Origin of the sequence: Stenotrophomonas sp. NPDC078853 (genome assembly GCF_044901215.1) — a bacterium.
Taxonomy (GTDB): domain Bacteria; phylum Pseudomonadota; class Gammaproteobacteria; order Xanthomonadales; family Xanthomonadaceae; genus Stenotrophomonas; species Stenotrophomonas lacuserhaii.
Map to the genome: position 1 here is coordinate 34572 of NZ_JBJDOQ010000013.1, position 22309 is coordinate 56880.

Below are 22309 nucleotides of genomic sequence, written 5' to 3' on the forward strand. Positions count from 1 at the left end.
TGGCTCGGCGCTACCCCGCCATTGGCCGTCACGGCGCCTTTGGTAGCGACGGCCGCTGGCCGTCGATCCCGCCTGCGAACCTCAGCTCATCCCGGTCATCACGCCGCGCTGGTACGCCGGGCGTTCGCGCAGGCGCGCATACCAGTCCGCCAGGTAGGGCAGGTCCGGGCGCTGGATCGGCATCTCGAACCAGGCATACGCCAGCGCACCCAACGGAATATCCCCCATCGCGAAGCGGTCGCCGGACAACCACGGCTGCTTCGACAGCTCGGTATCGGCCATCGCCAGCAGATCGCCGGCCTTGACCAACGCGGCATTGATGCGGACCTCATCGCGATCCGCCGGTGCGGTACGCATCACCCCCCAGATCAGCTCGCTGTACAGCGGCGCCATCCGCGAGGTGGTCCAGTCCATCCACTTTTCACCGCGCGCGCGCTCGGCCGCATCTTCCGGGTACAGCGTGCCCAGCGCATAACGCGCGGACAGATAGCGCACGATCGCATTGGATTCCCACAGCGGCAGGCCGTTGTCTTCGATCGCCGGTACCAGCCCGTTGGGATTCATCGCCCGGTAGTCGGCGGCCTGGGTGCCGCCGAAACTACCGCCGACTTCGATCGACTCATACGCCAGTCCGATTTCTTCAGCACACCAAAGCACCTTGCGCACGTTGCTGGAATTGCGGCGGCCCCAGATCTTCAGCATGTGGTTTTCCTTGCAGGCAAACGTGCGCCGGCGTGGCGCGGGACCGCTACGATACGCCGGTCAGCCTGCCGTGGTGTTGCCGGTCCTGGCGGCCCTTTTGGTTGCCTGCTTGGCCACCGGCTTCTTCGCCAGCGCCCGCACGTACGACGATTTGCCGTCCTTCTTCATCTCGAACAGGCCGATGGCCGCCAGCAGGTCGCTGAGCTTGCCGTAGCCATAGTTGCGCGGATCGAACGAGGCCTGGTTGCCGATCTGGCTGCCCACCGGCCCCAGGTGCGACCAGCCGTCCTCACCTTCGGCCGAGGCCACCGCACGACGCAGCAGGTTGACCAGCTTGGTATCGCTGCGCATTTCCGCACCGGTCTTGCGCGGCCGTGCTTCGCTGCCCGCCTCGCCGGTCTCGCCCGTGCCCGCGCCTTCGGGATGGGCATCCGGCGCACTGGCATGGGCCTGCCCCAATGCTTCCAGATAGGTGAATTTCGAGCACGCGTTGACGAACGGATCCGGAGTCTTCTTCTCGCCGAAGCCATACACCTTGACCCCGTCGGTGAGCAGGCGCATCACCAGCGGAGTGAAGTCGGCATCGCTGGACACGATGGCGAACCCATCCAGGTTGCGCGCGTACAGCAGGTCCATCGCATCGATCACCATCGCCATGTCCGATGCATTCTTGCCGCGGCTGTAGGCGAACTGCTGGATCGGACGGATCGCATACTCGTGCAGCACCGCTTCCCAGCCCTTCAGGCTGGGACTTTTCCAGTTGCCGTAGGCGCGACGGACGTTGGCCACGCCGTGCCGGGCCACTTCGGCCAGCACCTCTTCGATCTTCGACGCGGGTGCGTTGTCGGCGTCGATCAACAGGGCAATGCGCTTTTCCGGCTCGGACATACCTGCTCCAGGCTGACGATGGTGTGCGGACAGTATGTTCCACACCGGCAGCGGGCCGTGTGACATGCGATCATCCCAACGCCCCCCTACTGGAGCCACGCGAATGACGCGCGAGCGCACTCCCCACCTGGTCATCGTCGGCGGTGGTTTCGCCGGCCTCTGGGCGACCCGCGCCCTTGCCAGTGAGCGCATCCGTATCACCCTGGTCGATCGCCGCAACCATCATCTGTTCCAGCCGCTGCTGTACCAGGTCGCCACTGCGGGCCTGTCCGCCCCGGACATCGCCGCGCCGCTGCGGCATATCCTCGGCCACCAGCGCAACGTGGAAGTACGGCTGGGCGAAGTCACCCGCATCGACAAGCAAGCCCGCAGCGTGCAGTTGGTCGATGGCACATCGCTGGAGTACGACACCCTGCTGTTGGCCAGCGGCGCCACCCACGCCTATTTCGGCCACGACGAATGGGCCAAGGATGCGCCCGGCCTGAAGACGCTGGATGACGCCATTGCCTTGCGCCGCAAGCTGCTGCTGGCGTTCGAGCGCGCCGAGGCCGAGCCGGACCCGGAAAAGAAAGCCGCGTGGCTGAGTTTCGCGGTGGTCGGCGGGGGTCCTACCGGCGTGGAACTGGCAGGAACCCTGGCAGAGATCGCCCGGCATACGCTGCGCAACGAGTTCCGCCACATCGACCCGGCGTCGGCCAGGGTGCGGCTGGTGGAAGCCGGACCGCGGGTGCTGTCCACCTTCCCCGACGTGCTTTCGCTGAAGGCGCGCCGGCAGCTGGAAAAGCTGGGCGTGGAAGTACTGACCGGCACGCCGGTGACCTCCATCGACAGCCTGGGCTTCCAGCTGGGCGAACAGTTCGTCCCCGCGCGCACCGTGGTCTGGGCCGCGGGCGTGGCCGCATCGCCGCTCGGCGCCACGCTGGATGTCGCGCTCGACCGCGCCGGTCGCGTGCTGGTACAGCCCGACCTGACCCTGCCCGGCCACCCGGAGCTGTTCGTGGCCGGCGATCTCGCCGCCCTGACCCAGGCCGATGGCCGGCCGGTGCCCGGCGTGGCGCCGGCCGCCAAGCAGATGGGCAAGCACGTGGCCGACACCATCCGTGCGCGCCTGCATGGCAAGCCGGTGCCGGGTCCGTTCAAGTACGCCGACTACGGCAACCTGGCCACCATCGGGCGCATGGCCGCGATCGTGCACCTGGGCAGACTGCAGCTGTCCGGCGTGCTCGCCTGGTGGTTCTGGCTGGCCGCCCACGTGTTCTTCCTGATCGGCTTCCGCAACCGGATGGTGGTGCTGCTGAACTGGGCGGTGGCGTACTGGAGCTACCAGCGCAGCGCGCGGATCATCTTCGGCGACGTGAAACCGCCGAAGGACCCAACGCGCGGGTGACCGGCACACACCCGCTGCGCTCGCCGAGCATGGCTCGGTGCTACCGCGGCGGCCTGGGTAGCGCCGAGCCGTGCTCGGCGGACGCACTGCGGTGTTACAGCGCTTCGCTCAGCCACGCCAGCTTGCGCGCACGTGGCTGCTTTTTAAGCTGCCACTCCGCGCGCGAGGCTTCGGCGCGGTCCGGGTACTGGCGCACCGCAAGGATCTGCAGCGGTGGGCGCGCACGGGTATAGCGCGCGCCCTTGCCGACCTGGTGGGCGGCAAAGCGTGCCTGCACATCGGTGCTGATGCCTGCGTAATAGCTGCCGTCCCGGCATTCGAGCAGGTACAGGAACCAGGGCGTGTCAGGGCGGGCCATGCCCTGATTATCGCCCAACCGCCGCCAGCGGCTACACTACGTGCCGGATGCAGGAGAGTGGTGCCACGCTGGCACCCGCCGAAGGCGCAGGCTCCCATGATCGCTCAGGCCGGTGGAATGGCATTCCACCAACCATGTATCCGAATCGCCGAGCTGGAGAGAGATCCGCAGGGATCCGCCGAAGGGGCACGCGGGCACGCCCGCTGAACTCTCAGGCAAAAGGACAGCGGGAGCGGCACCGGTCACCTTCGTACGGCGATGCACCTGCATCGGCGCTGCGTGCTGCGTGGCCGGCCCCACCGCATCCGGAGCCTGCCCATGTTGTTGTCCATCATCTACCTGATCGCCATTTCCGCCGAAGCCATGACCGGCGCGCTGTCTGCCGGCCGCCGCCGCATGGACCTGTTCGGCGTGGTGATGATCGCCTGCGTCACCGCCCTCGGCGGCGGATCGCTGCGCGACATCATCCTCGGCCACTATCCGCTGGCCTGGGTGAAGCATCCCGAGTACCTCGGCTTCACCGTGTGTGCCGCGCTGATCGCCACCTGGGTGGCGCGCTGGATGCATCATTTCCGCCGCACCTTCCTGGTGCTGGACGGGCTGGGCCTGATCGCCTTCACCCTGATCGGCTGCGCGATCGCCCGCGATGGCGGCCATGCCACGCCGATCGTGCTGATCGCCGGCATGCTGACCGGCGCCTTCGGTGGCGTGCTGCGCGACATCCTGTGCAACGAAGTACCGCTGATCTTCCAGAAGGAGCTGTACGCGATCATCTCGCTGCTGACCGGCGCGGCCTACCTGCTGCTGCTGCACTGGAACGTGGCCGACACCACCGCCATCCTGTGCTGCCTGGCTGGCGGCTTCGCACTGCGCCTGCTGGCGATCCATTACCGCTGGGAAATGCCGAAGTTCGTGTACCACGACGAAGTGCACTGAGAATGGGTAGGCTTCCTGCTGGGCGCCCACTCGGCATCGCCATCGTCGGCGGGCTGCCCGATGAGCCAGCTGCTCACCCGGTACACCAGGCCGGCGATGTACCTGGCGCTGGCCAGGCTGCGCCGGGATCCCGCCTGGCCCGGACGCCCTACACCGCGTACGTCGCCTCATCCCACCTGGGCGCCCGCACCGCCTCGTCGTCCCAGCGGATGATCTCCAGCTGCAGCAACCGGCCGTCTTCATCGGCGAACAGGATGATGCTCAGCGCCTCGCCATCGGCGTCGGGCACCTCGATGTCCACCGGATAGGGATGATCACCGGGCGGCGTTGGACGCGCGTGGCCGGCCAGCACGAAGCCCACCAGCAACGTGCTTTCATCCACCGCCATCGCAACGCCCGCATCCGCGCGCAGCTGCGCTGCCGGGTCGGCAGGCAACACAGCGGCGACGGCCTGGATCAACAGGCGTTCGTGCGCATGCAGGGTGCGTAATGGACTGGCGATGTCATGGGATGGCATGCCCTGCAGGATACGCGTGTTGGTGTGCAGCACACTTGCCTTGGTAGCGCCGAGCCAGGCTCGGCGTCACCTGCTGGCAACCGTTGAATCCCAGGAAGAAACCCGCCCCCCGGCGATGGACCTGGCGCCGGGTCATTACCCAGCGCCAGGCGCATCGCCGGTGCGGCTGCAGTGGCTGCCAACTCCGCCAGCCACCGCTGGTGACGGCGCGCCCCCGCAGGCAGCAGCCATCACCCACACGCGTTGCACCGTTCAGGCGGCTTCGGTTTCCACTTCCTCGGCGAGCGCCGCGATTGCTTCACGGCGTGCGCGCACGGCAGCGGCCAGTCGTTCCAGCACCACTTCAGTGGTCGCCCAGTCGATGCAGCCATCGGTGATGCTCTGGCCATGCACCAGCGGCTGGCCTTCCACCAGTTCCTGGCGTCCGCCGACCAGGTTGCTTTCGATCATCACTCCGACGATGCGCTGTTCGCCGCCGGCCATCTGCACGGCGATGTCCTCGATCACCTTCGGCTGGTTATCCGGGTTCTTCAGGCTGTTGGCATGGCTGGCATCGACCATGAGGCGCGTTTGCAGCCTGGCCTTGGCCAGTACGTGGCAGGCATCGGCGATGCTGGCCGCATCGTAGTTCGGCTGCTTGCCGCCGCGAAGGATCACATGGCAGTCCGGGTTGCCGGCGGTGGCCACGATGGCGGTATCGCCCTGCTTGGTCACCGACAGGAAGTGATGCGGATTGGTCGCCGCGCCCACCGCGTCTGCGGCGATCTTGATGTTGCCGTCGGTGCCGTTCTTGAAGCCCACCGGGCACGACAGTCCCGAGGCCAGTTCGCGATGCACCTGGCTTTCGGTGGTACGCGCCCCGATCGCGCCCCAGGCCACCAGGTCGGCGATGTACTGCGGCGAGATCACATCGAGGAACTCGACGCCGGCCGGCAGGCCGAGCTTGTTGATGTCGCGCAGCAGGCCACGCGCGATGCGCAGGCCCTTGTTGATGTTGAAGCTGCCATCCAGGTCCGGATCGTTGATCAGGCCCTTCCAGCCCACCGTGGTACGCGGCTTTTCAAAGTACACGCGCATGACGATTTCCAGTTCGCCGGCCAGCGCATCGCGCAGGGGCTTGAGCTTCTGGGCGTACTCGATCGCCGCGGCCGGGTCGTGGATCGAACATGGTCCGACCACCACCGCCAGGCGGTCATCGGTTCCGTGCAGGATGGCGTGCAGCGACGCGCGCGAGGCACTGACCGTATCGGATGCTTCATCGTCGCAGGGCAGCATCGCCAGCAGCTGCGCCGGCGGGGTCAGGGGTTCGATCTTGCGGATGCGGAGGTCGTCGGTATGGGGGGGCATGGCGGGGGTCTCTCGAACGTGTGGGGGTCCCCAGCGTGGCGGCAACAAAAAAGCCGCCAGGGTCGCTGGCGGCTTTCGGGAATGCGGCTGAAGGGTTTCTTCAGGGTGAACGCAGTCCTTCCTCCGCCGGTGGCTTCGGAAAGTAATACCAAAAGTACGAGTTGGCGTGACGTGCGTTCATTGGGGAGTATTGATAACACAGGGTTTCAGGGCTGCCAACTGTTACATCGGCAACTGCGGAAGCGATTGAGCCGGCTCTGCAACATCTGCACGGCATGCGTCGAACATCGCGATGCCGAAACGGAGAGTCAACAGCGTGACGACCAACGGTCGTCACCCACCACGACCAACGGTCGTCACCCACCACGACCAACGGTCGTCACCCACCAAGAGCAGCGGTCGTCATCCACTCTGGCTCGGGTGGTCACCCACCACGGCCACAAAAAAACCCCGCCGTTTCCGGCGGGGTTTTTGATGATGCAGGTGCTACGGGAAGCGTAGGACTTAGAAGTCCATGCCGCCCATGCCACCCATGCCGCCCATGCCACCACCGGCGCCGCCGGCAGCTTCTTCCTTGCGCGGGGCTTCGGCCACCATGGCTTCGGTGGTGATCATCAGGCCAGCGATGGAAGCGGCGTTCTGCAGGGCCGAACGGGTCACCTTGGTCGGATCCAGGATGCCGAACTCGACCATGTCGCCGAACTCGCCGTTGCCGGCGTTGTAGCCGTAGTTGCCGGTACCTTCCTTCACCTTGTTCAGGATGACCGACGGCTCTTCACCGGCGTTGGCCACGATCTCGCGCAGCGGGGCTTCCATGGCGCGCAGGGCGATCTGGATGCCGTGGGTCTGGTCCTCGTTGGCACCCTTCAGATCGCCGACGGCGACCAGCGCACGCACCAGGGCCACGCCGCCGCCCGGGACCACGCCTTCTTCGACGGCTGCGCGGGTTGCGTGCAGGGCGTCTTCAACGCGGGCCTTCTTTTCCTTCATTTCGATTTCGGTCGATGCGCCGACCTTGATCACTGCAACGCCGCCGGCCAGCTTGGCAACGCGTTCCTGCAGCTTCTCACGGTCGTAATCGGACGAGGTGTCTTCGATCTGGGTCTTGATCTGGGTGACGCGCGCCTGGATGCCTGCAGCGTCGCCGGCACCGTCGATGATGATGGTGTTTTCCTTGGAAACCTGCACCTTCTTGGCGCGGCCCAGGTCAGTGATGGTGGCCTTCTCCAGCGACAGGCCCACTTCTTCGGAAATCACGGTGCCGCCGGTCAGCACGGCCATGTCTTCCAGCATCGCCTTGCGACGGTCGCCGAAGCCCGGAGCCTTCACGGCCACGACCTTGACGATGCCGCGGATGGTGTTGACGACCAGGGTCGCCAGCGCTTCGCCTTCGACTTCTTCAGCCACGATCAGCAGCGGCTTGCCCGACTTGGCGACGCCTTCCAGCACCGGCAGCAGGTCGCGCACGTTGGAGATCTTCTTGTCGTGCAGCAGGATGAACGGGTCATCCAGGTCAGCGGTCTGGCCCTGCTGGTTGTTGACGAAGTACGGGGACAGGTAGCCGCGGTCGAACTGCATGCCTTCGACGACGTCCAGCTCGTTGTCCAAGCCCGAGCCTTCTTCAACGGTGATCACGCCTTCCTTGCCAACCTTCTTCATCGCTTCGGCGATGATGTTGCCGATCGACTCGTCCGAGTTGGCCGAGATCGTGCCGACCTGGGCAATCGCCTTGTCGTCAGCGGTCGGCTGGGAGATCTTCTTCAGCTCGGCGACGGCGGCGATCACGGCCTTGTCGATACCGCGCTTGAGGTCCATCGGGTTCATGCCGGCAGCAACGGCCTTGGCGCCTTCGCGGATCAGGGCCTGGGCCAGCACGGTGGCGGTGGTGGTGCCGTCGCCTGCGTCGTCATTGGTGCGCGAAGCAACTTCCTACACCATCTGCGCGCCCATGTTCTCGAACTTGTCAGCCAGTTCGATTTCCTTGGCAACGGACACGCCGTCCTTGGTGATGGTCGGGGCGCCGAAGCTCTTTTCGAGCACGACGTTGCGGCCCTTCGGGCCCAGGGTTGCCTTCACGGCATTGGCGAGCACGTTGACACCACGCACCATGCGGGCGCGGGCGTCTTCACCGAAACGAATATCTTTGGCAGCCATTGAATTCACCTGTTATGTAGCGCCGGGACAAGCCCGGCAGCATTGATATGAAAGGGGTCTACGGGGTAACGGATCGCGCGACAGCAGCTCAGCCGATGATGGCGAGCACGTCGTCTTCGCGCAGGACCTTGTATTCCACGCCAGCTTCCTTGTAGCTGCTGCCGGCGTACTGGCCGTAGATGACCTTGTCGCCGACCTTCAGGGACGGGGCGCGCACGCTGCCATTGTCCAGCGCCTTGCCCGGACCCACGGCAACCACTTCACCCTTGGTCGACTTTTCCTTGGCCGAGTCCGGGATCAGGATGCCGCCGGCGGAGATTTCGTCGGCTTCGATCGGCTTGACTACGACGCGGTCGTGAAGCGGCTTCAAGTTGCTCATGTGAGACCTCTCAAGTTGTTGATTGTACGGAAGTATTCCGGCGACTTTAGCACTCACCCCAGGTGACTGCCAGAACCGCGCGAGAAAAAAGCCCGGCAGACCGGGACACAGCAGAGATGGAGCCCGGACCTGCCCTTTCAAGGGCCTCGGAAAGAATTTTTTTGGTGACCACCGTCACGGCATTGGGCTCAACCATGCCGAATACGACAGAAGTGTCACGCAATCGGCTTAGATTCCCCCTTCAGGGGATCCGCTCACAAGGAGTAGTCGATGCGAATGCTGTCACCACTTGCCGCTGGCTGCCTGCTGGCGCTGGCGATCTCGCCCGCCCGGGCCGATGTCTTCATCAACGAACTGCACTACGACGACAGCACCCCGGCCGGGGACGTCGGCGAGGCGATTGAAGTGGTCGCCACGGCGGGCGAGGACCTGTCCGGTTACCGCCTGTACCTGTACAACGGCAGCACCCCGTCGGCAGCCAGCGTGTATGCCAACAACCCGGTCCCGGCCGGCACCACGGCCGCCTGTGGCAGCGCCCGTATCGCGGTGGTCAGCTACCCGACCAATGGCCTGCAGAACGGGTCCAACGATGGCATCGCGCTGGTCGATGCCAGCGGTGCGGTGGTCCAGTTCCTCAGCTACGAGGGCACCATCACCGCCGCCAGCGGCCCGGCCGCCGGCCTGACCAGCCAGAACATCCCGGTCGCCGAAAGCAACAGCACCGCAGCCGGCACCTCCCTGCAGCTCACCGGCAGCGGCAGCCAGTACACCCATTTCACCTGGGCCGAGTCCGCCGCCCAGACCTTCGGCGCCTGCAATGCCGGCCAGACCTTCAGCGGCAGCCCCGGCACCCCGGGCCCGAATACGCCGCCGTCGGTGTCCACCACCACGCCGGCCCAGGGCAGCAGCAGCTTCCCCGCCGCCGGTGATCTGGAAGTGGTGTTCAGCGAGAATGTCACGCTGGCCAGCGGCGCCTTGGCGCTGAGCTGCGGCCAGTCCGGCAGCGTGCCGCTGAGCCATCCGTCCACTGGCCGCACGCTGAAGATTTCCACCAACACCGCGCTGGTGGCCGGCGAGGCCTGCCGCTTCGACATCCGGGCCAGCCGCATCAGCGACAGCCAGGGCGCCCGGCCCGCCGCTGATTCGCGCATCGGCTTCACCGTGGCCAGCAGCACCGGCAACCCGGACCCGGGCAACCCGGGCAATCCCGGCGCGTACTACGCGCGGGTAAATACCTCCAGTCCGAGCCAGTTGCGCTGTTCGCTGCATGAAACCATCAAGGGCCACACCGCGTATCCGTACAGCGGCTCGGGCACCAGCACCTGGACCATCCTGGAGATCGCCGACGAAGATCCCAACAACGCCGGCAACGTGCTCGATGCCTACCGCAACCGCAGCTACGTCAAGGGCAGCGGCCGCGCAGGCACCGGCAGCGGGTTGACCTACAACCGCGAGCACACCTGGCCCAATTCGCTGGGCTTTGCCAGCACCACCGGCGACAAGGGCCTGCCGTATGCGCCCTACACCGACACCCACATGCTGTACCTGACCGATGCGCAGTGGAATGCCGACCGGGGCAACAAGCCCTTCGCCAAGTGCGACAGCAACTGCGGCGAGCGCGCCACCGAGTCCAACAATGGCCAAGGCGGCGGCAGCGGTGCCTATCCGGGCAACTCCAACTGGGTGCGCACCCCCGATGGCAACCAGGGCACGTTCGAAGTGTGGGGCAAGCGCAAGGGCGACATGGCGCGCGCGGTGATGTACATGGCCATCCGGTATGAAGGCGGCAAGGATGCCGCAACCGGCCAGTCCGAACCGGATCTGGAGCTGACCGATGACCGCAGCAGGATCATCAAGACCAGCAGTTCGCCGGCCTACATGGGCCTGCTGTCCACCTTGATCGACTGGCACCTCGCCGACCCGCCGACCGACGCGGAGCGGGCCCGCAACGAGGTGATCTACAGCTTCCAGGGCAACCGCAATCCGTTCATCGACCACCCCGAATGGGCCACCCCGGCCCTGTTCACCTCGGCCAAGCCCAGCAGCTGCCAGCTGGCCAACTGATCATTTTCCGATTTGCCTCATGCCCCGGTCCGGCCTTCTGCCCGGACCGGGGCCCTATACTCGGCGGCGATGTCGACCGCCGATCCCGTCCTGCTGCTGTTCACCACCTGCCCTGACCTGGCCAGCGCCGAGCGCATCGCGCATGCGCTGGTCGACGAGCGGCTGGCGGCCTGCGTCACCCGTCAGGAGGGTGCGCGCTCCACCTATCGCTGGCAGGGCGAAGTGACCACAGACAGCGAACTGCAGCTGCTGGTCAAGACCACCGCCAGCCGGCTCGATGCCGCGATGGCGCGGCTGGTCGAACTGCATCCGTATGAACTCCCCGAGTGCATCGCGGTCGAAGCACGCGCCGGCTTGCCGGCCTATCTGGATTGGATCCGGGCACAGACCCGGGAGGAACACAGTTGATGAAGGCAGCTTTCATGAAGTCAGGTTGGATGGCGTCGCTGCGTCGTAGCGTTGCGGTGTGCGCGTTGCTGGCGCTTGCCCTGCCCGCGTGGGCACTGAGCGAAAAGGACCTGCTGCCGGTGGACGAAGCGTTCGCGCTGAGCACCACGGCGACCCAGCGCGACCAGATCCAGCTGCAATGGAAGATCGCCCCGGGCTACTACCTGTATCGCCATCGCACCAGCGTCAAGGCAGATCCTTCGTTCAATGCCGGCGCGTTGAAAATGCCGGCGGGCGAGCGCCACCATGATGATTTCTTCGGCGAAGTAGAGACCTATCGCCAACGCCTGGCCGCGACGTTGCCCGGCCAGCCGGCACCCGACGCCGGCACCGTCAGCGTGGAAGTGCGCTTCCAGGGCTGCGCCGATGCGGGCGTGTGCTATCCGCCGCAGAAGCGCGTGATCCAGGTCGCGCTGCCCGGCGGCGGTGCAGGCGCCGGCATCGCTTCTACAGGCATTGCCGCAGCAACCGGCACTTCGCCGTTGGGCAGCCCGCTGGGTGGCAACAGCGGCGGCCTGCGCCTGCCCGGCACCGCCGCGGCCGTGCAGGGCCTGCCGCTGCCTTCGGAGAAGGCCTTCGGCTTCGAAGCCATCGTCGACGATGGCAACACCCTGCTGCTGCGCTTCACTCCGGCCAAGGGGTATTACCTGTACCGCGACCGCACTTCGCTGAAGCTGGAAGGGGCCAACGGCATCCGCGTGGATGCGCTGCGCTGGCCGCAGGCGAAGTCGCATCGCGATGAACATTTCGGCGACGTGGCGGTGTTCTTCGACCAGACCGACGCCACCCTGCCACTGCACCGCAGCCGCGCCGAGGCACTGGATGCCACCCTGGTGGTGACTTTCCAGGGCTGCCAGACCGATGGCATCTGCTACCCGCCGATGACCCGCCGGGTGCGGCTGGATATTCCCGCGGGCAAGGTCGACGCGACGGCGGCGACCACCGCGGCCGGCAATGAACTGCCAGCCGCATTGCCGCGCGAGGCACAGCGCACCGACGGCACGGGCGGCGAAAAGACCGACAACCGGCGCGTGGTGCCGATCATCCCCGACAGCATTCCCGCTGACGCTGCGGGTCTGGATGCGGCCACCACGGGTGCCACGGCCCCCAGCCCGGATGCCAGCGCGGACAACGCACAGCGCACGCGCCCACCGGAACCGACCAGCGCCAAGGGCCTGCTGGTGGTGCTGCTGCTGGCACTGGCCGGCGGCCTGGTGCTGAACCTGATGCCGTGCGTGCTGCCGATCCTGTCGCTGAAGGTGCTGGGCCTGGCGCAGAGCGGTGAGAGCCGCCAGCGTGCACGCGCGCATGCGCTCTGGTACACCGCCGGCGTGCTGGTGGCGTTCGCGGTGATCGGCGGGCTGGTGCTGGCCCTGCGCGCAGCTGGCCAGGCCGCAGGCTGGGGCTTCCAGCTGCAGCATCCGTGGTTCATCGCCGCGCTGGTGTACCTGATGTTCGCCGTCGGCCTGAGCCTGTCCGGGGTGTTCACCCTGGGCGGCAACGTGGGCGGCATCGGCCAGTCGCTGGCCTCGCGCAGCGGTCCGGTCGGTGATTTCTTCACCGGGGTATTGGCCTGCGTGGTGGCCAGCCCGTGCGTGGCGCCGTTCATGGGCCCGGCGTTGGCCTATGCATTCGCGGCCCCCGCGCTGCAGTCCATGCTGGTGTTCCTGGCGCTGGGACTGGGCCTGGCGCTGCCGTTCCTGCTGGTCGGTTTCGTGCCCACGCTGGCGCGTCGCCTGCCGCGTCCTGGCGCGTGGATGGAAACGCTGAAACATGTGCTGGCGTTCCCGATGTACGCCACCGCGCTGTGGCTGCTGTGGGTGCTGGGCAAGCAGCGCGGCGTGGATGCGATGGCGCTGGTGCTGGGCGGGCTGGTCCTGCTGGCGCTGGGGCTGTGGTGGTTCGAGCGCAGCCGCTGGCGCAGCCAGCGGATCGGTGCGCTGCTGGCCGGCGTGGTGATCCTGGCTGCGCTGGTGCCGGTGTGGGGCGTTGCCCGGCTGGCCCCGCCGGCGACCGCCGCGCAGGCTGCCGGCGAAAACGTGGTGGCCTATTCGCCGGAAATGTTGGACCGTCTGCGCGCGGACAACCGCGTGGTGTTCGTCAACATGACCGCCGACTGGTGCGTGACCTGCAAGGCCAACGAACGCGCGGTGCTGTCGCGGCCTGATTTCCAGGAGCTGCTGCGGCGGACCAACGCGGTGTACATGCGCGGCGACTACACCAACGTGGACCCGCAGATCACCGCCTTCCTGGATGAACACAAAGCCGTGGGCGTGCCGCTGTACGTGGTGTACGGCCCCGGCGCGCCGCCGATCGTGCTGCCCAGCGTGCTGACCCAGGCGCTGGCCGAAGAAGCGCTGCTGCGTACCGCGCGATGAAGCTGAGGCCGGCACTGCTGTGGACAGCGGTGCTGGCCGGTGGATTGGGCCTGTGGGCCGGGCAGCAGCTGGATACGTCTTCGGAGGTGGGGTCAGGTTCTTTTTCCGGTGCGGAAAAGGAACCTGACCCCACCAGTAAAGCGGCCACGGCGGGCATCGGCGATCCGCTCCCGCCCATCGTGCTGCCGGATCTTTCCGGCGCGCCGGTGGACCTGCAACGGTTCCGTGGCCGGCCGCTGCTGATCAACGTATGGGCAAGCTGGTGCGCCCCCTGCGTGGAAGAAATGCCCGAGCTGGCCCACTTCGCCGCCGCCCAGGGCGACCAGGGCGTGCAGGTGCTGGGACTGGCGCTGGATACCGCCGAAGGCGTGCAGGACTTCCTGCGCCGTGTGCCGGTGGACTACCCCATCGTGCTGGAAACCCCTGGCCCGGCCGACGCCAGCGTGCGCGTGGGCAACACGCAGGGCCTGCTGCCCTACACGGTGCTGGTGGACGCGCAGGGCCGCATCGTGCGGCAGAAGCTGGGACCGTTCGCCAAGGGTGAGATCGAAGGCTGGGCGAGCGGCGGCTGAGCGCGCTTGACCCGGCGGCCGCCGACCGGAACACTACGCGAGTGATTCTCATTTGCCGATGGAGATCGATACCGTCGGCCCTCCCTCGTGATACCCGGACCCTCGGCCCGGCGCTACCGGCTTTCTTCTCCCCCCGATGTTCAAGACCGTTCTCTTCCAGGTGCACTGGTTCCTCGGCATCACCGCCGGCACCGTGCTCGCCCTGATGGGTCTCACCGGCGCCACCCTCTCCTTCGAGGACGATCTGCTGCGCGCGTTGAATCCGCACTTCGCCGCAGTTGCCGCCCAGCAGGGCGATGGCCGCCAGACGCTGCCGCTGGACATCCTGGTGGCCACGATGGCCGAAGGCAGCGACACCGCCCTGCAGCGTCTGCGCGTGGATGCCACCGGCCAGCGCCCGTCGGTGGCCCGCTTCGATGGCGGCCGCGACAACTGGGTGTACTTCGATCCCTTCACCGGCGAGCGCTTCAGCGCACTGCGTGGCCAGGGGTTTTTCGACTTCACCGAAGACCTGCACCGGCGCCTGGTCGCGGGCGACCGTGGCCGGCTGGTCACCGGCAGCTGCACGATCATCCTGCTGGTGTTCGTGCTGTCGGGCATCTACCTGCGCTGGCCGCGGCAATGGTGGAGCTGGCGCAACTGGCTGGCGGTGGAATGGAAACACAGCGGCCGCAGCTTCCTGTGGAGCCTGCATTCGGTGATCGGCACCTGGGTGCTGCCGGTCTACCTGCTGATCGCCCTGACCGGCCTGTGGTGGTCCTTCGACTGGTACCGCGATGGGCTGACCCGCCTGCTCGGCGGGCAACCGGTTGCCACGCCCGCGCTGCAGGCAAGCGGGGCGCTGGACCTGCAGCGCGTGCAGGCCAGCCTGTATGCGCTGCCCGGCGTGCGCGAAGGCTACATCGACCTGCGCCTGCCGGCGCGCGGCGACCGCCGGGTCACCGCACGGGTGATGTCCGTCGGGCGTTCCCACCATGACCGCGCCTACGACACCCTGCAGATCGATCCCGCCAGTGGCGCCGTGCTGGGCCGGCGCGCGTATGCCGATCTGGATGGCGGTGAAAAGGTGCTGGGCAGCATGTTCGCGCTGCATTCGGGCAGCTTCTTCGGTCTGCCCGGGCGACTGGTCGTGATGCTGTCGAGCCTGCTGATGGTGCTGTTCTTCGTCACCGGCTGGATGCTGTACCTGGATCGCCGCGCGAAGAAGCACGCAGTGCGCGCCTCACGCGTGGACCTCGCCGCAGCGCTGCCGGCGGGCGATGCGGACGGGCCGGCGTGGCTGGTGTCCTTCGCCAGCCAGAGTGGCCAAGCCGAACAACTGGCCTGGCGCGCGGCCGGGCAGCTGCAGGCGGCCGGCATGCGCGTGCAGGTCACGCCGATGGCGCGCCTGGATGGCGGCATGCTGCAGCAGGCGCGCCGTGCGTTGTTCGTGGTCAGCACCTTCGGCGATGGCGAAGCGCCGGACAGCGCGCGCGCCTTCGAACGCAAGGTGCTGATGCAAGCGCAGGCGCTGCCGGAACTGGGCTACGCGATGCTGGCGCTGGGCGATCGCCAGTACGCGCGTTTCTGCGGCTTCGCGCGGCGGGTGGAACAGTGGCTGGGCGAACAGGGCGCGGCGGCGTTGTTCCCGTGCATCGACGTGGATGGCGATGACGCCGGTGCGCTGCAGCGCTGGCAGGCCCAGCTTTCCTCGCTGACCGGCGTGGAAGTGGCCGAGGACGCCGAGGCGCGCAGCGTGCTGCAGGAGTGGACGCTGCACGAACGCAGCCTGCTCAATCCCGGCAGCCAGGGCGGCGCGATCTGGCAGGTGACGTTGCGGCCGCCGGACGGCGCGGGCTGGCAGGCCGGCGACATCCTGCAGGTGGCACCGCGCCATGCTGCGGACGATGTCACTGCGGTGCTGGCCGCGGCCGGGCTGGATGTCGACGCGCCGGTGCATGTGGATGGGCTGGAACAGCGCGTGCGCGATGCGGCGGCGCGGCGCATGTTGCCGCCGATCGACCAGGTGCAGCCGGTGCATGACCCCGCGCAGTGGCTCGACCAGCTGCCGGCGCTGCCAACGCGCGAATACTCCATCGCCAGCTGCCTGGCCGATGGCCACGTGCAGCTGGTGGTGCGCCTGGTGCAGGGTGAGGATGGCCGGCCCGGCATCGGTTCGGGTTGGTTGTCCCTGCATGCGGGCATTGGCGGCGGCGTGCCCGCGCGCGTGCGGCGCAATGCGGGCTTCCACCGGCACGACGATGCGCCACCGATGATCCTGATCGGCAACGGCACCGGCATTGCCGGCCTGCGCAGCCTGCTGCGCGAAGCCGACGGCGCAGGCCAGCATGGCCATTGGCTGCTGTTCGGCGAACGCCAGCAGGCCTGCGATGCGCTGTACGCGCAGGAAATCATCGCCTGGCAGCAGCAGGGGCACCTGGCCCGGGTGGACCAGGCGTGGTCGCGCGATGGCAGCACCCGGATGTACGTGCAGGATCTGCTGCGCGCGGCCAGCGCGGAGCTGCGTCATTGGATCGCCGACGGCGCCTGTGTGTACGTGTGCGGTTCGCTGCAGGGCATGGCGCAGGGCGTGGACGACGTGCTGCGCGAAACCCTGGGCGAGGAGGCGGTGGATGCGCTGAGGGCCGAGGGCCGCTACCGGCGCGACGTGTATTGAGTAGTGTCGAGCCTGCTCGATACCGCCCCTGTGTCGAGCAAGCTCGACACTACGAGGGCAACAGATGCGGCTGCAGCAGCGCGGCCACCCAGTCCATGAACACCCGCGCCCGTGCGGGCAGATGTCGGCGCTGCGCGTACAGCAGGGTGACCGGCATCGGTTCGGACGGCAGCTGCGGCAGGATTTCAACCAGCGTTCCGTCACGCAGCGCCTGGCGCACGCCCAGCCGTGGCACCTGGATGATGCCCAGCCCGGCCAGCGCGGCGGCGGTGTAGCCATCGCCGCTGTTGACGGTCACCGCACCGGCCATCGGCAGGCTCCGGTAGTGGTCGCCATCGCGGTATTCAAACCCTGCGGGCCGTTGCCCCAGCGTGCTCACGTAGTGCACCAGGCGATGTCCGCCCAGCGCCTGGAGTGTGAGCGGCGTGCCACGCGCGGCGAGGTAACCGGGGCTGGCACAGTTGACCATGTCCATGCTGCCCAGCGGTCGCGCCACCAGCGTGTTGTCGTCCAGCGCACCGACCCGCAGCACGCAGTCGAAGCCTTCGCGCACCAGGTCGACACGGCGATCGGTGCCGCTGAGTTCGATCTCCAGCCCTGGGTGCTGTTCCAGGAAGGCCGGCAGCTGCGGCAGGATCAGGTGCCGTGCGAGCCCACTGGACATGTCCACCCGCAGCCGCCCGCGCAGCTGCGCGGTATCGCGGCGGAACATGCCCTGCAGGTCCTCCATGTCATCCAGCAGGTCGCGGGCGCGCTGGAAAAGCTGTTCACCGTCCGCCGTCAGCTGCACGCGGCGCGTGGTCCGGTGCAGCAGCTGGGTGCCCAGTGCTGCTTCCAGACGCTGTACCGCCAGCGACACGCTGGCCTTTGGCAGCCCCAGGCTCTCTGCCGCGCGGGTGAAGGAGCCACGCTCGGCCACATGCAGGAAGGTACGCAGTTGCGACACGCTGTCCATTGATTGTCGGCCATTGTTGAACAGTCATATCAGGATCACGCAGTTTATTCGCCCTCGCAAGCCCAATAGGCTGGTCACCTACCCGCCCGTTGGAGTTGGACATGTCCGTTTCCCGCACCCTGCTGATCACCGGTGGCAGCCGTGGCCTCGGCCGCAACGCCGCCCTCGCCCTGGCCGCCGACGGCGCCGACATCGTATTGACCTACCGCAGCCAGTCGTCCGCCGCCGACGAGGTCGTGGCGCAGATTGAAGCACTGGGCCGACGCGCTGCCGCGTTGCCACTGGACGTGGCCGACAGCGCCTCGTTCGCCGCGTTCGTCGAAAGTCTGCAGACCCAGCTCGCCGACTGGGGCCGTGAGCGCCTGGACGGCCTGGTCAACAATGCCGGCGAAGGCCACTACGCGCTGATCGCCGACACCACCCCGGCCTCGTTCGACCACCTGGTCAACGTGCACCTGAAAGGCCCCTACTTCCTGACCCAGGCGCTGCTGCCGCTGCTCGCCGATGGCAGCCGCATCCTCAACGTGTCCAGCGGGCTGGCGCGCTTTTCGCTGCCGGGCAGTTCGGCCTACGCGATGATGAAGGGCGGCATCGAAGTGTTCACCCGCTACCTGGCCAAGGAACTGGGCGCGCGGGGCATCAGTGCCAACACGCTGGCGCCCGGTGCGATCGAAACCGATTTCGGCGGCGGCCGCGTGCGTGACGATGCCGGCATCAATGCGATGGTCGCCTCGTCCACCGCGCTCGGCCGCGCCGGCAAACCCGATGACATCGGCCCGGCCGTGGTCGCGCTGATGTCGGCGGACACGCGCTGGATCAATGCCCAACGCGTGGAAGCCTCTGGCGGCATGTTCATCTAGGCGATCCGCAACGGCGGCCTCAGCCCACGACCGGCGTCCTTTTTCCCGATGGGGAAAGGGGCGCCGACCGCACATCGCCGACACCGCGCAGCTGGAACACCGCCACCGCCTCGGCCAGCACCTCCGCCTGCGCTTCCAGTGCACGCGCCGAAGCCGTGGCCTCTTCCACCATCGCCGCATTCTGCTGGGTACTGGCATCCATCTGCACAATGGTCTGGTTGACCTGGCCGATGCCGTTGCGCTGCTCCAGCGAGGCATCGCGGATCTGCGCCATGATCGCGGCCACCTGCTGCACGCTGGCCTGCAGTTCTTCCATGGTGGCACCGGCCTGGCTGACCGCACGCGTGCCCTGCCCCACCTGCTGCACCGAGTCCTCGATCAGTCCCTTGATCTGCCTGGCCGCATCGGCGCTGCGCTGCGCCAGCAGGCGCACTTCACTGGCGACCACCGCGAAGCTGCGACCCTGCTCGCCGGCACGTGCCGCCTCGACGGCGGCATTCAACGCCAGGATGTTGGTCTGGAAGGCGATGCCGTCGATCAGCGCGGTGATCTCGCCGATGCGTCGCGACGACGCGCTGATGTCCTGCATCGAACGCTGCACCTGCCCCACCGCCTCACCACCGCGCGTCGCCACGTCCGCGCTGGCACGTACCAGTGTGTCGGCCTGTCCGGCGGCGTCGGCATTGCGCGATACGGTATCGGTCAGCTCGTGCATCGAGGCGGCGGTCTCTTCCAGGTTGGCCGCCTGCAGCTCGGTACGGATGGAAAGATCCGCATTGCCTGCGCTGATTTCACCGGCCGCATCGCCGATCGAGCGCGCCGCGTCCTGGATGCCCGCCACGATGCCCGCAAGCTGGTCCACGGTCGCGTTGGCATCATCGCGCATGCGCGCGAACACCCCGTCCAGCTCACCCTCCATGCGTACGCGCAGGTCGCCCCGCGCCAGTGCCGCCAGCAGGACCTGCAGGTCGCCGAGGTTGTGTTCGAAGGTCGCCAGCAGGTGGTTGATGCTGGCTGACAGGCGATGCACGTAGCCCTGCTTTCCCTGCAGCGGAATGCGGCCGGCCAGCTCACCCTGGGCCGCCGCATCCACCAGCGCGCCGACTTCGGTTTCCAGCAGGACTTCCAGCGCACGGCTGCGCCACTCCACCACCTCGCCGAGTGACTGGCCGGCCTCGAAGATCGGCGTGGTCACCAGCTGCCAGGTGGTGCCGCCGTGCTGGATGTCGTACTCGCGTCGGCCGCTGCCGTCGATCCGCGCCAGCGCTGGATGCAGCTGTCGGGCAGGCCGGCCCAGCACGTCGTTCCCGCCCGCCCCCAGGGTCTGCAGCAACGCCGGATTGGCATGGGTCACTTCGCCCTGCGGATTGACCACCATCAGGCCGGTGGAGGCGCTGTCCAGTGCCTGCCGCGCACGGGCGTTCTCCTGCGCCACCGCCCGTTCGTGTTCGATGCGTGCGCGCAGCTGCTGCTGCATGTGGCCCAGCCGCTGCGCCAACTGGCCGATTTCATCGTGCGGGTTATGCACGCGCAACACCGTATCCAGGCGGTCCTCGGCGATGTCCTGCGCAAAACGCAGGGTGTCCTGGATCGGTCGGCGCACGGCATGCAGCACCATCAACAGCGTGCCGATCAGCACCACGGCCACCACCAGCAGCGAGGCGGCGAACAGCACACCCAGACGTGTGGCCTGCGCCTGCTGGCGGCTGCGCGCCTGCTCCAGGCTGGCTGCCTGCGCCTGTTGGAAGGCCTGCAGCGCGGGGGTGATGCTGGCCGCCGTATCCACCAGCGACTGCGCTTCCACGTCCAGCCCCATGCGGGCGGCGGTGTAGGTCAACAGCGCGCCCTGGTAGGTATCCATCAGATCGCGCAGCTGCTGCTGCGCATCGTCCGGCAGGCCCGCCAGCGCGAGATCGAACGGGAGTTTCTCCTCGCTGGCGCGGTCGGCATGCCGGGAGTCGCCGCTCAGCAGCAGCAGGCTTTCCTGCCGGCGCATGCGCTGCACGTGCAGGGCCAGCAGCGGGCGTTGCGTTGCGTCCACCGCCGCCTGCACGGCGTCGGCCGCCTGCGCCAGCTGCGCCGACATCGCTTCGTCACCACGTCCCATTTCATCCACTCGCGCGTTGAGCGCGGCGATGCCTTCGGCAAACGCATCGGCCTGGGTGGTCAGTTCGGCCAATGCCTGCCGACGCGTTGCGTCCATCGGCAGTGCCCGCAACTGCTGCAAGGTGGCCCGCAGCCGCTGCTGGGCAACCTGCAGCGCATCGCGGTCGGCGGCATCGAAACTGCGTGCATACTGGGTCTGCAGCCGCCTGGCTTCGGCGATGTCGGCGGCCAGCGTGGCGGCCAGTCCGGTGCCCTGCTGGTAGACCGCGAAGCTCTGTGCGGCACGCTCGCTGCCGTGGCTGGTCCAGCCGTACATCGCGGCAATGGTGACCAGGCCCAGGCCACAGACCAGCAGGCTGGCCTTGATCTTGGCGGCCACGCTGAGCCGGGCCAGATGCTGCAGGGAAGGCCACGCGCGCGCCGCAAGGTGGCGCAGGCGGAGGGAGGCGGAACGCAGGATGGGGGGGGCAGCCGGCATGACAGGATCCGAGGCGGAATGACGCATCGGTATCGGCCCGCGCTGGCCGGACTTTAGCCCGTTGTTGCCGGAATGTGCCGCGCTGCACGCGGGACGCTGCTCGTTGTAACAGCGCCGCAAGTCGCATCGATGACAGTGCACGCTCCAGGCTGTGGCCTGGTTCGCTGCGGCACCCCGGTCATTGCGTACTTCACCGCGATCCGGCAAGGCCGGAAACGAACTGGCCGAAGCGCTCGCACGCTCCGGCCATTCCGATGTACCGCTCGTGCGTGGGGCCTGATCAGGCCCTGGCGAAGGCCAGCAGGTCGGCGTTGAACTGATCGGCGTGGGTCGAGGTCAGGCCATGCGGCGCACCCGGGTAGACCTTCAGCGTACCGTTGGCGAGCAGCTTGATCGACTTCTCGGCAGCGGCCTTGATCGGCACGATCTGATCGTCGTCGCCGTGGATCACCAGCGTCGGCACGTCGATCTTCTTCAGGTCTTCGCTGTAGTCCACTTCAGAGAACTCACGCACGCAGTCGTACTGGCCCTTCACACCGCCCAGCATGCCCTGCAGCCAGAACGAATCGCGCATGCCCTGGGTGACCGCGTTGCCATCGCGGTTGGCACCGAAGAACGGCGTGGCCAGGTCCTGGAAGAACTGCGAGCGGTCACCGCCGGTGCCCTTGCGGATGCCGTCGAAGACATCCAGCGGCGTGCCTTCCGGGTTGCCGGCGGTCTGCAGCATCAGCGGCGGCACCGCACCGACCAGCACCACCTTGGCCACGCGGCTGCTGCCATGGCGGGCCACGTAATGCGCCACTTCACCACCACCGGTGGAATGCCCGACCAGGATCGCGTCCTTGACCTGGGCCTGCTCCAGCACGGCGGCCAGGTCGTCGGCGTAGGTGTCCATGTTGTTGCCGTCCCAGGTCTGGCTGGAACGTCCGTGGCTGCGACGGTCGTGGGCGATGACGCGGAAGCCGTTCTGGCCCATGAACAGCATCTGCGGGTCCCAGGCGTCGGAGCTGAGCGGCCAGCCATGCGCGAACACGATCGGCTGGCCGCTGCCCCAATCCTTGTAGAAGATGCGGGCGCCGTCTTTGACGGTAACGAAGTGGCTCATGTGGTTGGCTCCTGTCGAAG

Annotated in this window: 17 protein-coding genes, 1 pseudogene and 2 riboswitches; of the genes and pseudogenes, 8 read left to right on the forward strand and 10 right to left on the reverse strand. The window is 67.5% G+C overall.

Annotated features, from left to right (window positions below):
• Positions 1-81: 81 nt before the first annotated feature.
• Together ACI2JH_RS13745 and ACI2JH_RS13750 are read right to left on the reverse strand one after the other, a co-directional pair.
• Entirely contained in the window at positions 82-702 is a 621-nt protein-coding gene (locus ACI2JH_RS13745; RefSeq protein WP_404736487.1) for a glutathione S-transferase family protein, read from the reverse strand.
• Between the two features lie 60 nt (positions 703-762).
• Complete coding sequence (locus ACI2JH_RS13750; protein WP_404736488.1) at positions 763-1590, reverse strand: NYN domain-containing protein; 828 nt, start codon at positions 1588-1590, stop codon at positions 763-765.
• A 103-nt stretch (positions 1591-1693) separates the two neighbouring features.
• Here ACI2JH_RS13750 and ACI2JH_RS13755 point away from each other — a divergent pair, with 103 nt between their 5' ends.
• Entirely contained in the window at positions 1694-2977 is a 1284-nt protein-coding gene (locus tag ACI2JH_RS13755; RefSeq protein WP_404736489.1) for an NAD(P)/FAD-dependent oxidoreductase, read from the forward strand.
• Between the two features lie 94 nt (positions 2978-3071).
• Here the strand turns inward: ACI2JH_RS13755 and ACI2JH_RS13760 are convergent, their stop codons facing one another.
• A complete protein-coding gene (locus ACI2JH_RS13760) occupies positions 3072-3335 on the reverse strand; it encodes a GIY-YIG nuclease family protein (protein ID WP_404736490.1) in 264 nt (87 codons plus the stop codon).
• A 40-nt stretch (positions 3336-3375) separates the two neighbouring features.
• A riboswitch (glycine riboswitch) is annotated at positions 3376-3466 on the forward strand.
• A gap of 12 nt (positions 3467-3478) precedes the next feature.
• Positions 3479-3572: riboswitch (glycine riboswitch) on the forward strand.
• Positions 3573-3653: 81 nt separating this feature from the next.
• On the opposite strand from ACI2JH_RS13760, the gene ACI2JH_RS13765 reads away from it, so the two are divergent.
• Positions 3654-4271: a trimeric intracellular cation channel family protein gene (locus ACI2JH_RS13765; RefSeq protein ID WP_101101491.1), complete on the forward strand. Its 618-nt coding sequence runs from the start codon at positions 3654-3656 to the stop codon at positions 4269-4271.
• Between the two features lie 148 nt (positions 4272-4419).
• Here ACI2JH_RS13765 and ACI2JH_RS13770 read toward each other — a convergent pair whose 3' ends face one another.
• The 4 genes and pseudogenes from ACI2JH_RS13770 to ACI2JH_RS13785 form a co-directional block, all read right to left on the reverse strand.
• The gene (locus ACI2JH_RS13770) at positions 4420-4788 is read right to left on the reverse strand and encodes a DUF6984 family protein (protein WP_404736491.1); all 369 of its coding nucleotides are present in this window, start codon (positions 4786-4788) and stop codon (positions 4420-4422) included.
• A 252-nt stretch (positions 4789-5040) separates the two neighbouring features.
• Positions 5041-6135 (reverse strand): 3-deoxy-7-phosphoheptulonate synthase, encoded by a 1095-nt coding sequence (locus ACI2JH_RS13775; protein ID WP_404736492.1) that lies wholly within the window; start codon positions 6133-6135, stop codon positions 5041-5043.
• A 504-nt stretch (positions 6136-6639) separates the two neighbouring features.
• A pseudogene (gene groL / locus ACI2JH_RS13780) lies at positions 6640-8289 on the reverse strand (chaperonin GroEL).
• Positions 8290-8377: 88 nt separating this feature from the next.
• On the reverse strand, positions 8378-8668 hold the full coding sequence (locus tag ACI2JH_RS13785; RefSeq protein ID WP_042614504.1) for a co-chaperone GroES: 291 nt from the start codon (positions 8666-8668) through the stop codon (positions 8378-8380).
• A 270-nt stretch (positions 8669-8938) separates the two neighbouring features.
• Between ACI2JH_RS13785 and ACI2JH_RS13790 the strand changes: the two genes are divergently transcribed.
• The 5 genes from ACI2JH_RS13790 to ACI2JH_RS13810 all read left to right on the forward strand — a co-directional run bounded on the left by ACI2JH_RS13790 (position 8939) and on the right by ACI2JH_RS13810 (position 16785).
• Entirely contained in the window at positions 8939-10732 is a 1794-nt protein-coding gene (locus ACI2JH_RS13790; RefSeq protein WP_404736493.1) for an endonuclease, read from the forward strand.
• A 69-nt stretch (positions 10733-10801) separates the two neighbouring features.
• Entirely contained in the window at positions 10802-11140 is a 339-nt protein-coding gene (cutA, locus tag ACI2JH_RS13795) for a divalent-cation tolerance protein CutA (protein ID WP_191769542.1), read from the forward strand.
• Between the two features lie 29 nt (positions 11141-11169).
• Positions 11170-13557 (forward strand): protein-disulfide reductase DsbD family protein, encoded by a 2388-nt coding sequence (locus ACI2JH_RS13800; protein ID WP_404736531.1) that lies wholly within the window; start codon positions 11170-11172, stop codon positions 13555-13557.
• A complete protein-coding gene (locus ACI2JH_RS13805; protein WP_404736494.1) occupies positions 13554-14129 on the forward strand; it encodes a TlpA family protein disulfide reductase in 576 nt (191 codons plus the stop codon). Before ACI2JH_RS13800 ends, ACI2JH_RS13805 begins: the two co-directional genes overlap by 4 nt.
• Before the next feature lie 136 nt (positions 14130-14265).
• Positions 14266-16785, forward strand: coding sequence for a PepSY domain-containing protein (locus ACI2JH_RS13810; RefSeq protein ID WP_404736495.1), 2520 nt, complete (start codon positions 14266-14268; stop codon positions 16783-16785).
• A gap of 49 nt (positions 16786-16834) precedes the next feature.
• Here the strand turns inward: ACI2JH_RS13810 and ACI2JH_RS13815 are convergent, their stop codons facing one another.
• Positions 16835-17740, reverse strand: coding sequence for a LysR family transcriptional regulator (locus ACI2JH_RS13815; protein WP_101101389.1), 906 nt, complete (start codon positions 17738-17740; stop codon positions 16835-16837).
• Between the two features lie 101 nt (positions 17741-17841).
• Between ACI2JH_RS13815 and ACI2JH_RS13820 the strand changes: the two genes are divergently transcribed.
• Positions 17842-18600, forward strand: a complete 759-nt coding sequence (locus tag ACI2JH_RS13820; protein ID WP_404736496.1) for an SDR family NAD(P)-dependent oxidoreductase — start codon at positions 17842-17844, stop codon at positions 18598-18600.
• A 19-nt stretch (positions 18601-18619) separates the two neighbouring features.
• Here the strand turns inward: ACI2JH_RS13820 and ACI2JH_RS13825 are convergent, their stop codons facing one another.
• Both ACI2JH_RS13825 and ACI2JH_RS13830 read right to left on the reverse strand, forming a co-directional pair.
• Complete coding sequence (locus ACI2JH_RS13825; protein WP_404736497.1) at positions 18620-21184, reverse strand: methyl-accepting chemotaxis protein; 2565 nt, start codon at positions 21182-21184, stop codon at positions 18620-18622.
• A gap of 280 nt (positions 21185-21464) precedes the next feature.
• Complete coding sequence (locus tag ACI2JH_RS13830) at positions 21465-22289, reverse strand: alpha/beta fold hydrolase (RefSeq protein ID WP_404736498.1); 825 nt, start codon at positions 22287-22289, stop codon at positions 21465-21467.
• Between the last annotated feature and the right edge of the window lie 20 nt (positions 22290-22309).

Bases quoted from the DNA above. Each gene is read 5' to 3' on its own strand.
- ACI2JH_RS13745 (WP_404736487.1), bottom strand. From the start codon at position 702: ATGCTGAAGATCTGGGGCCGCCGCAATTCCAGCAACGTGCGCAAGGTG.
- ACI2JH_RS13750 (WP_404736488.1), bottom strand. From the start codon at position 1,590: ATGTCCGAGCCGGAAAAGCGCATTGCCCTGTTGATCGACGCCGACAAC.
- ACI2JH_RS13755 (WP_404736489.1), top strand. From the start codon at position 1,694: ATGACGCGCGAGCGCACTCCCCACCTGGTCATCGTCGGCGGTGGTTTC.
- ACI2JH_RS13760 (WP_404736490.1), bottom strand. From the start codon at position 3,335: ATGGCCCGCCCTGACACGCCCTGGTTCCTGTACCTGCTCGAATGCCGG.
- ACI2JH_RS13765 (WP_101101491.1), top strand. From the start codon at position 3,654: ATGTTGTTGTCCATCATCTACCTGATCGCCATTTCCGCCGAAGCCATG.
- ACI2JH_RS13770 (WP_404736491.1), bottom strand. From the start codon at position 4,788: ATGCCATCCCATGACATCGCCAGTCCATTACGCACCCTGCATGCGCAC.
- ACI2JH_RS13775 (WP_404736492.1), bottom strand. From the start codon at position 6,135: ATGCCCCCCCATACCGACGACCTCCGCATCCGCAAGATCGAACCCCTG.
- ACI2JH_RS13785 (WP_042614504.1), bottom strand. From the start codon at position 8,668: ATGAGCAACTTGAAGCCGCTTCACGACCGCGTCGTAGTCAAGCCGATC.
- ACI2JH_RS13790 (WP_404736493.1), top strand. From the start codon at position 8,939: ATGCGAATGCTGTCACCACTTGCCGCTGGCTGCCTGCTGGCGCTGGCG.
- cutA (WP_191769542.1), top strand. From the start codon at position 10,802: ATGTCGACCGCCGATCCCGTCCTGCTGCTGTTCACCACCTGCCCTGAC.
- ACI2JH_RS13800 (WP_404736531.1), top strand. From the start codon at position 11,170: ATGGCGTCGCTGCGTCGTAGCGTTGCGGTGTGCGCGTTGCTGGCGCTT.
- ACI2JH_RS13805 (WP_404736494.1), top strand. From the start codon at position 13,554: ATGAAGCTGAGGCCGGCACTGCTGTGGACAGCGGTGCTGGCCGGTGGA.
- ACI2JH_RS13810 (WP_404736495.1), top strand. From the start codon at position 14,266: ATGTTCAAGACCGTTCTCTTCCAGGTGCACTGGTTCCTCGGCATCACC.
- ACI2JH_RS13815 (WP_101101389.1), bottom strand. From the start codon at position 17,740: ATGGACAGCGTGTCGCAACTGCGTACCTTCCTGCATGTGGCCGAGCGT.
- ACI2JH_RS13820 (WP_404736496.1), top strand. From the start codon at position 17,842: ATGTCCGTTTCCCGCACCCTGCTGATCACCGGTGGCAGCCGTGGCCTC.
- ACI2JH_RS13825 (WP_404736497.1), bottom strand. From the start codon at position 21,184: ATGCCGGCTGCCCCCCCCATCCTGCGTTCCGCCTCCCTCCGCCTGCGC.
- ACI2JH_RS13830 (WP_404736498.1), bottom strand. From the start codon at position 22,289: ATGAGCCACTTCGTTACCGTCAAAGACGGCGCCCGCATCTTCTACAAG.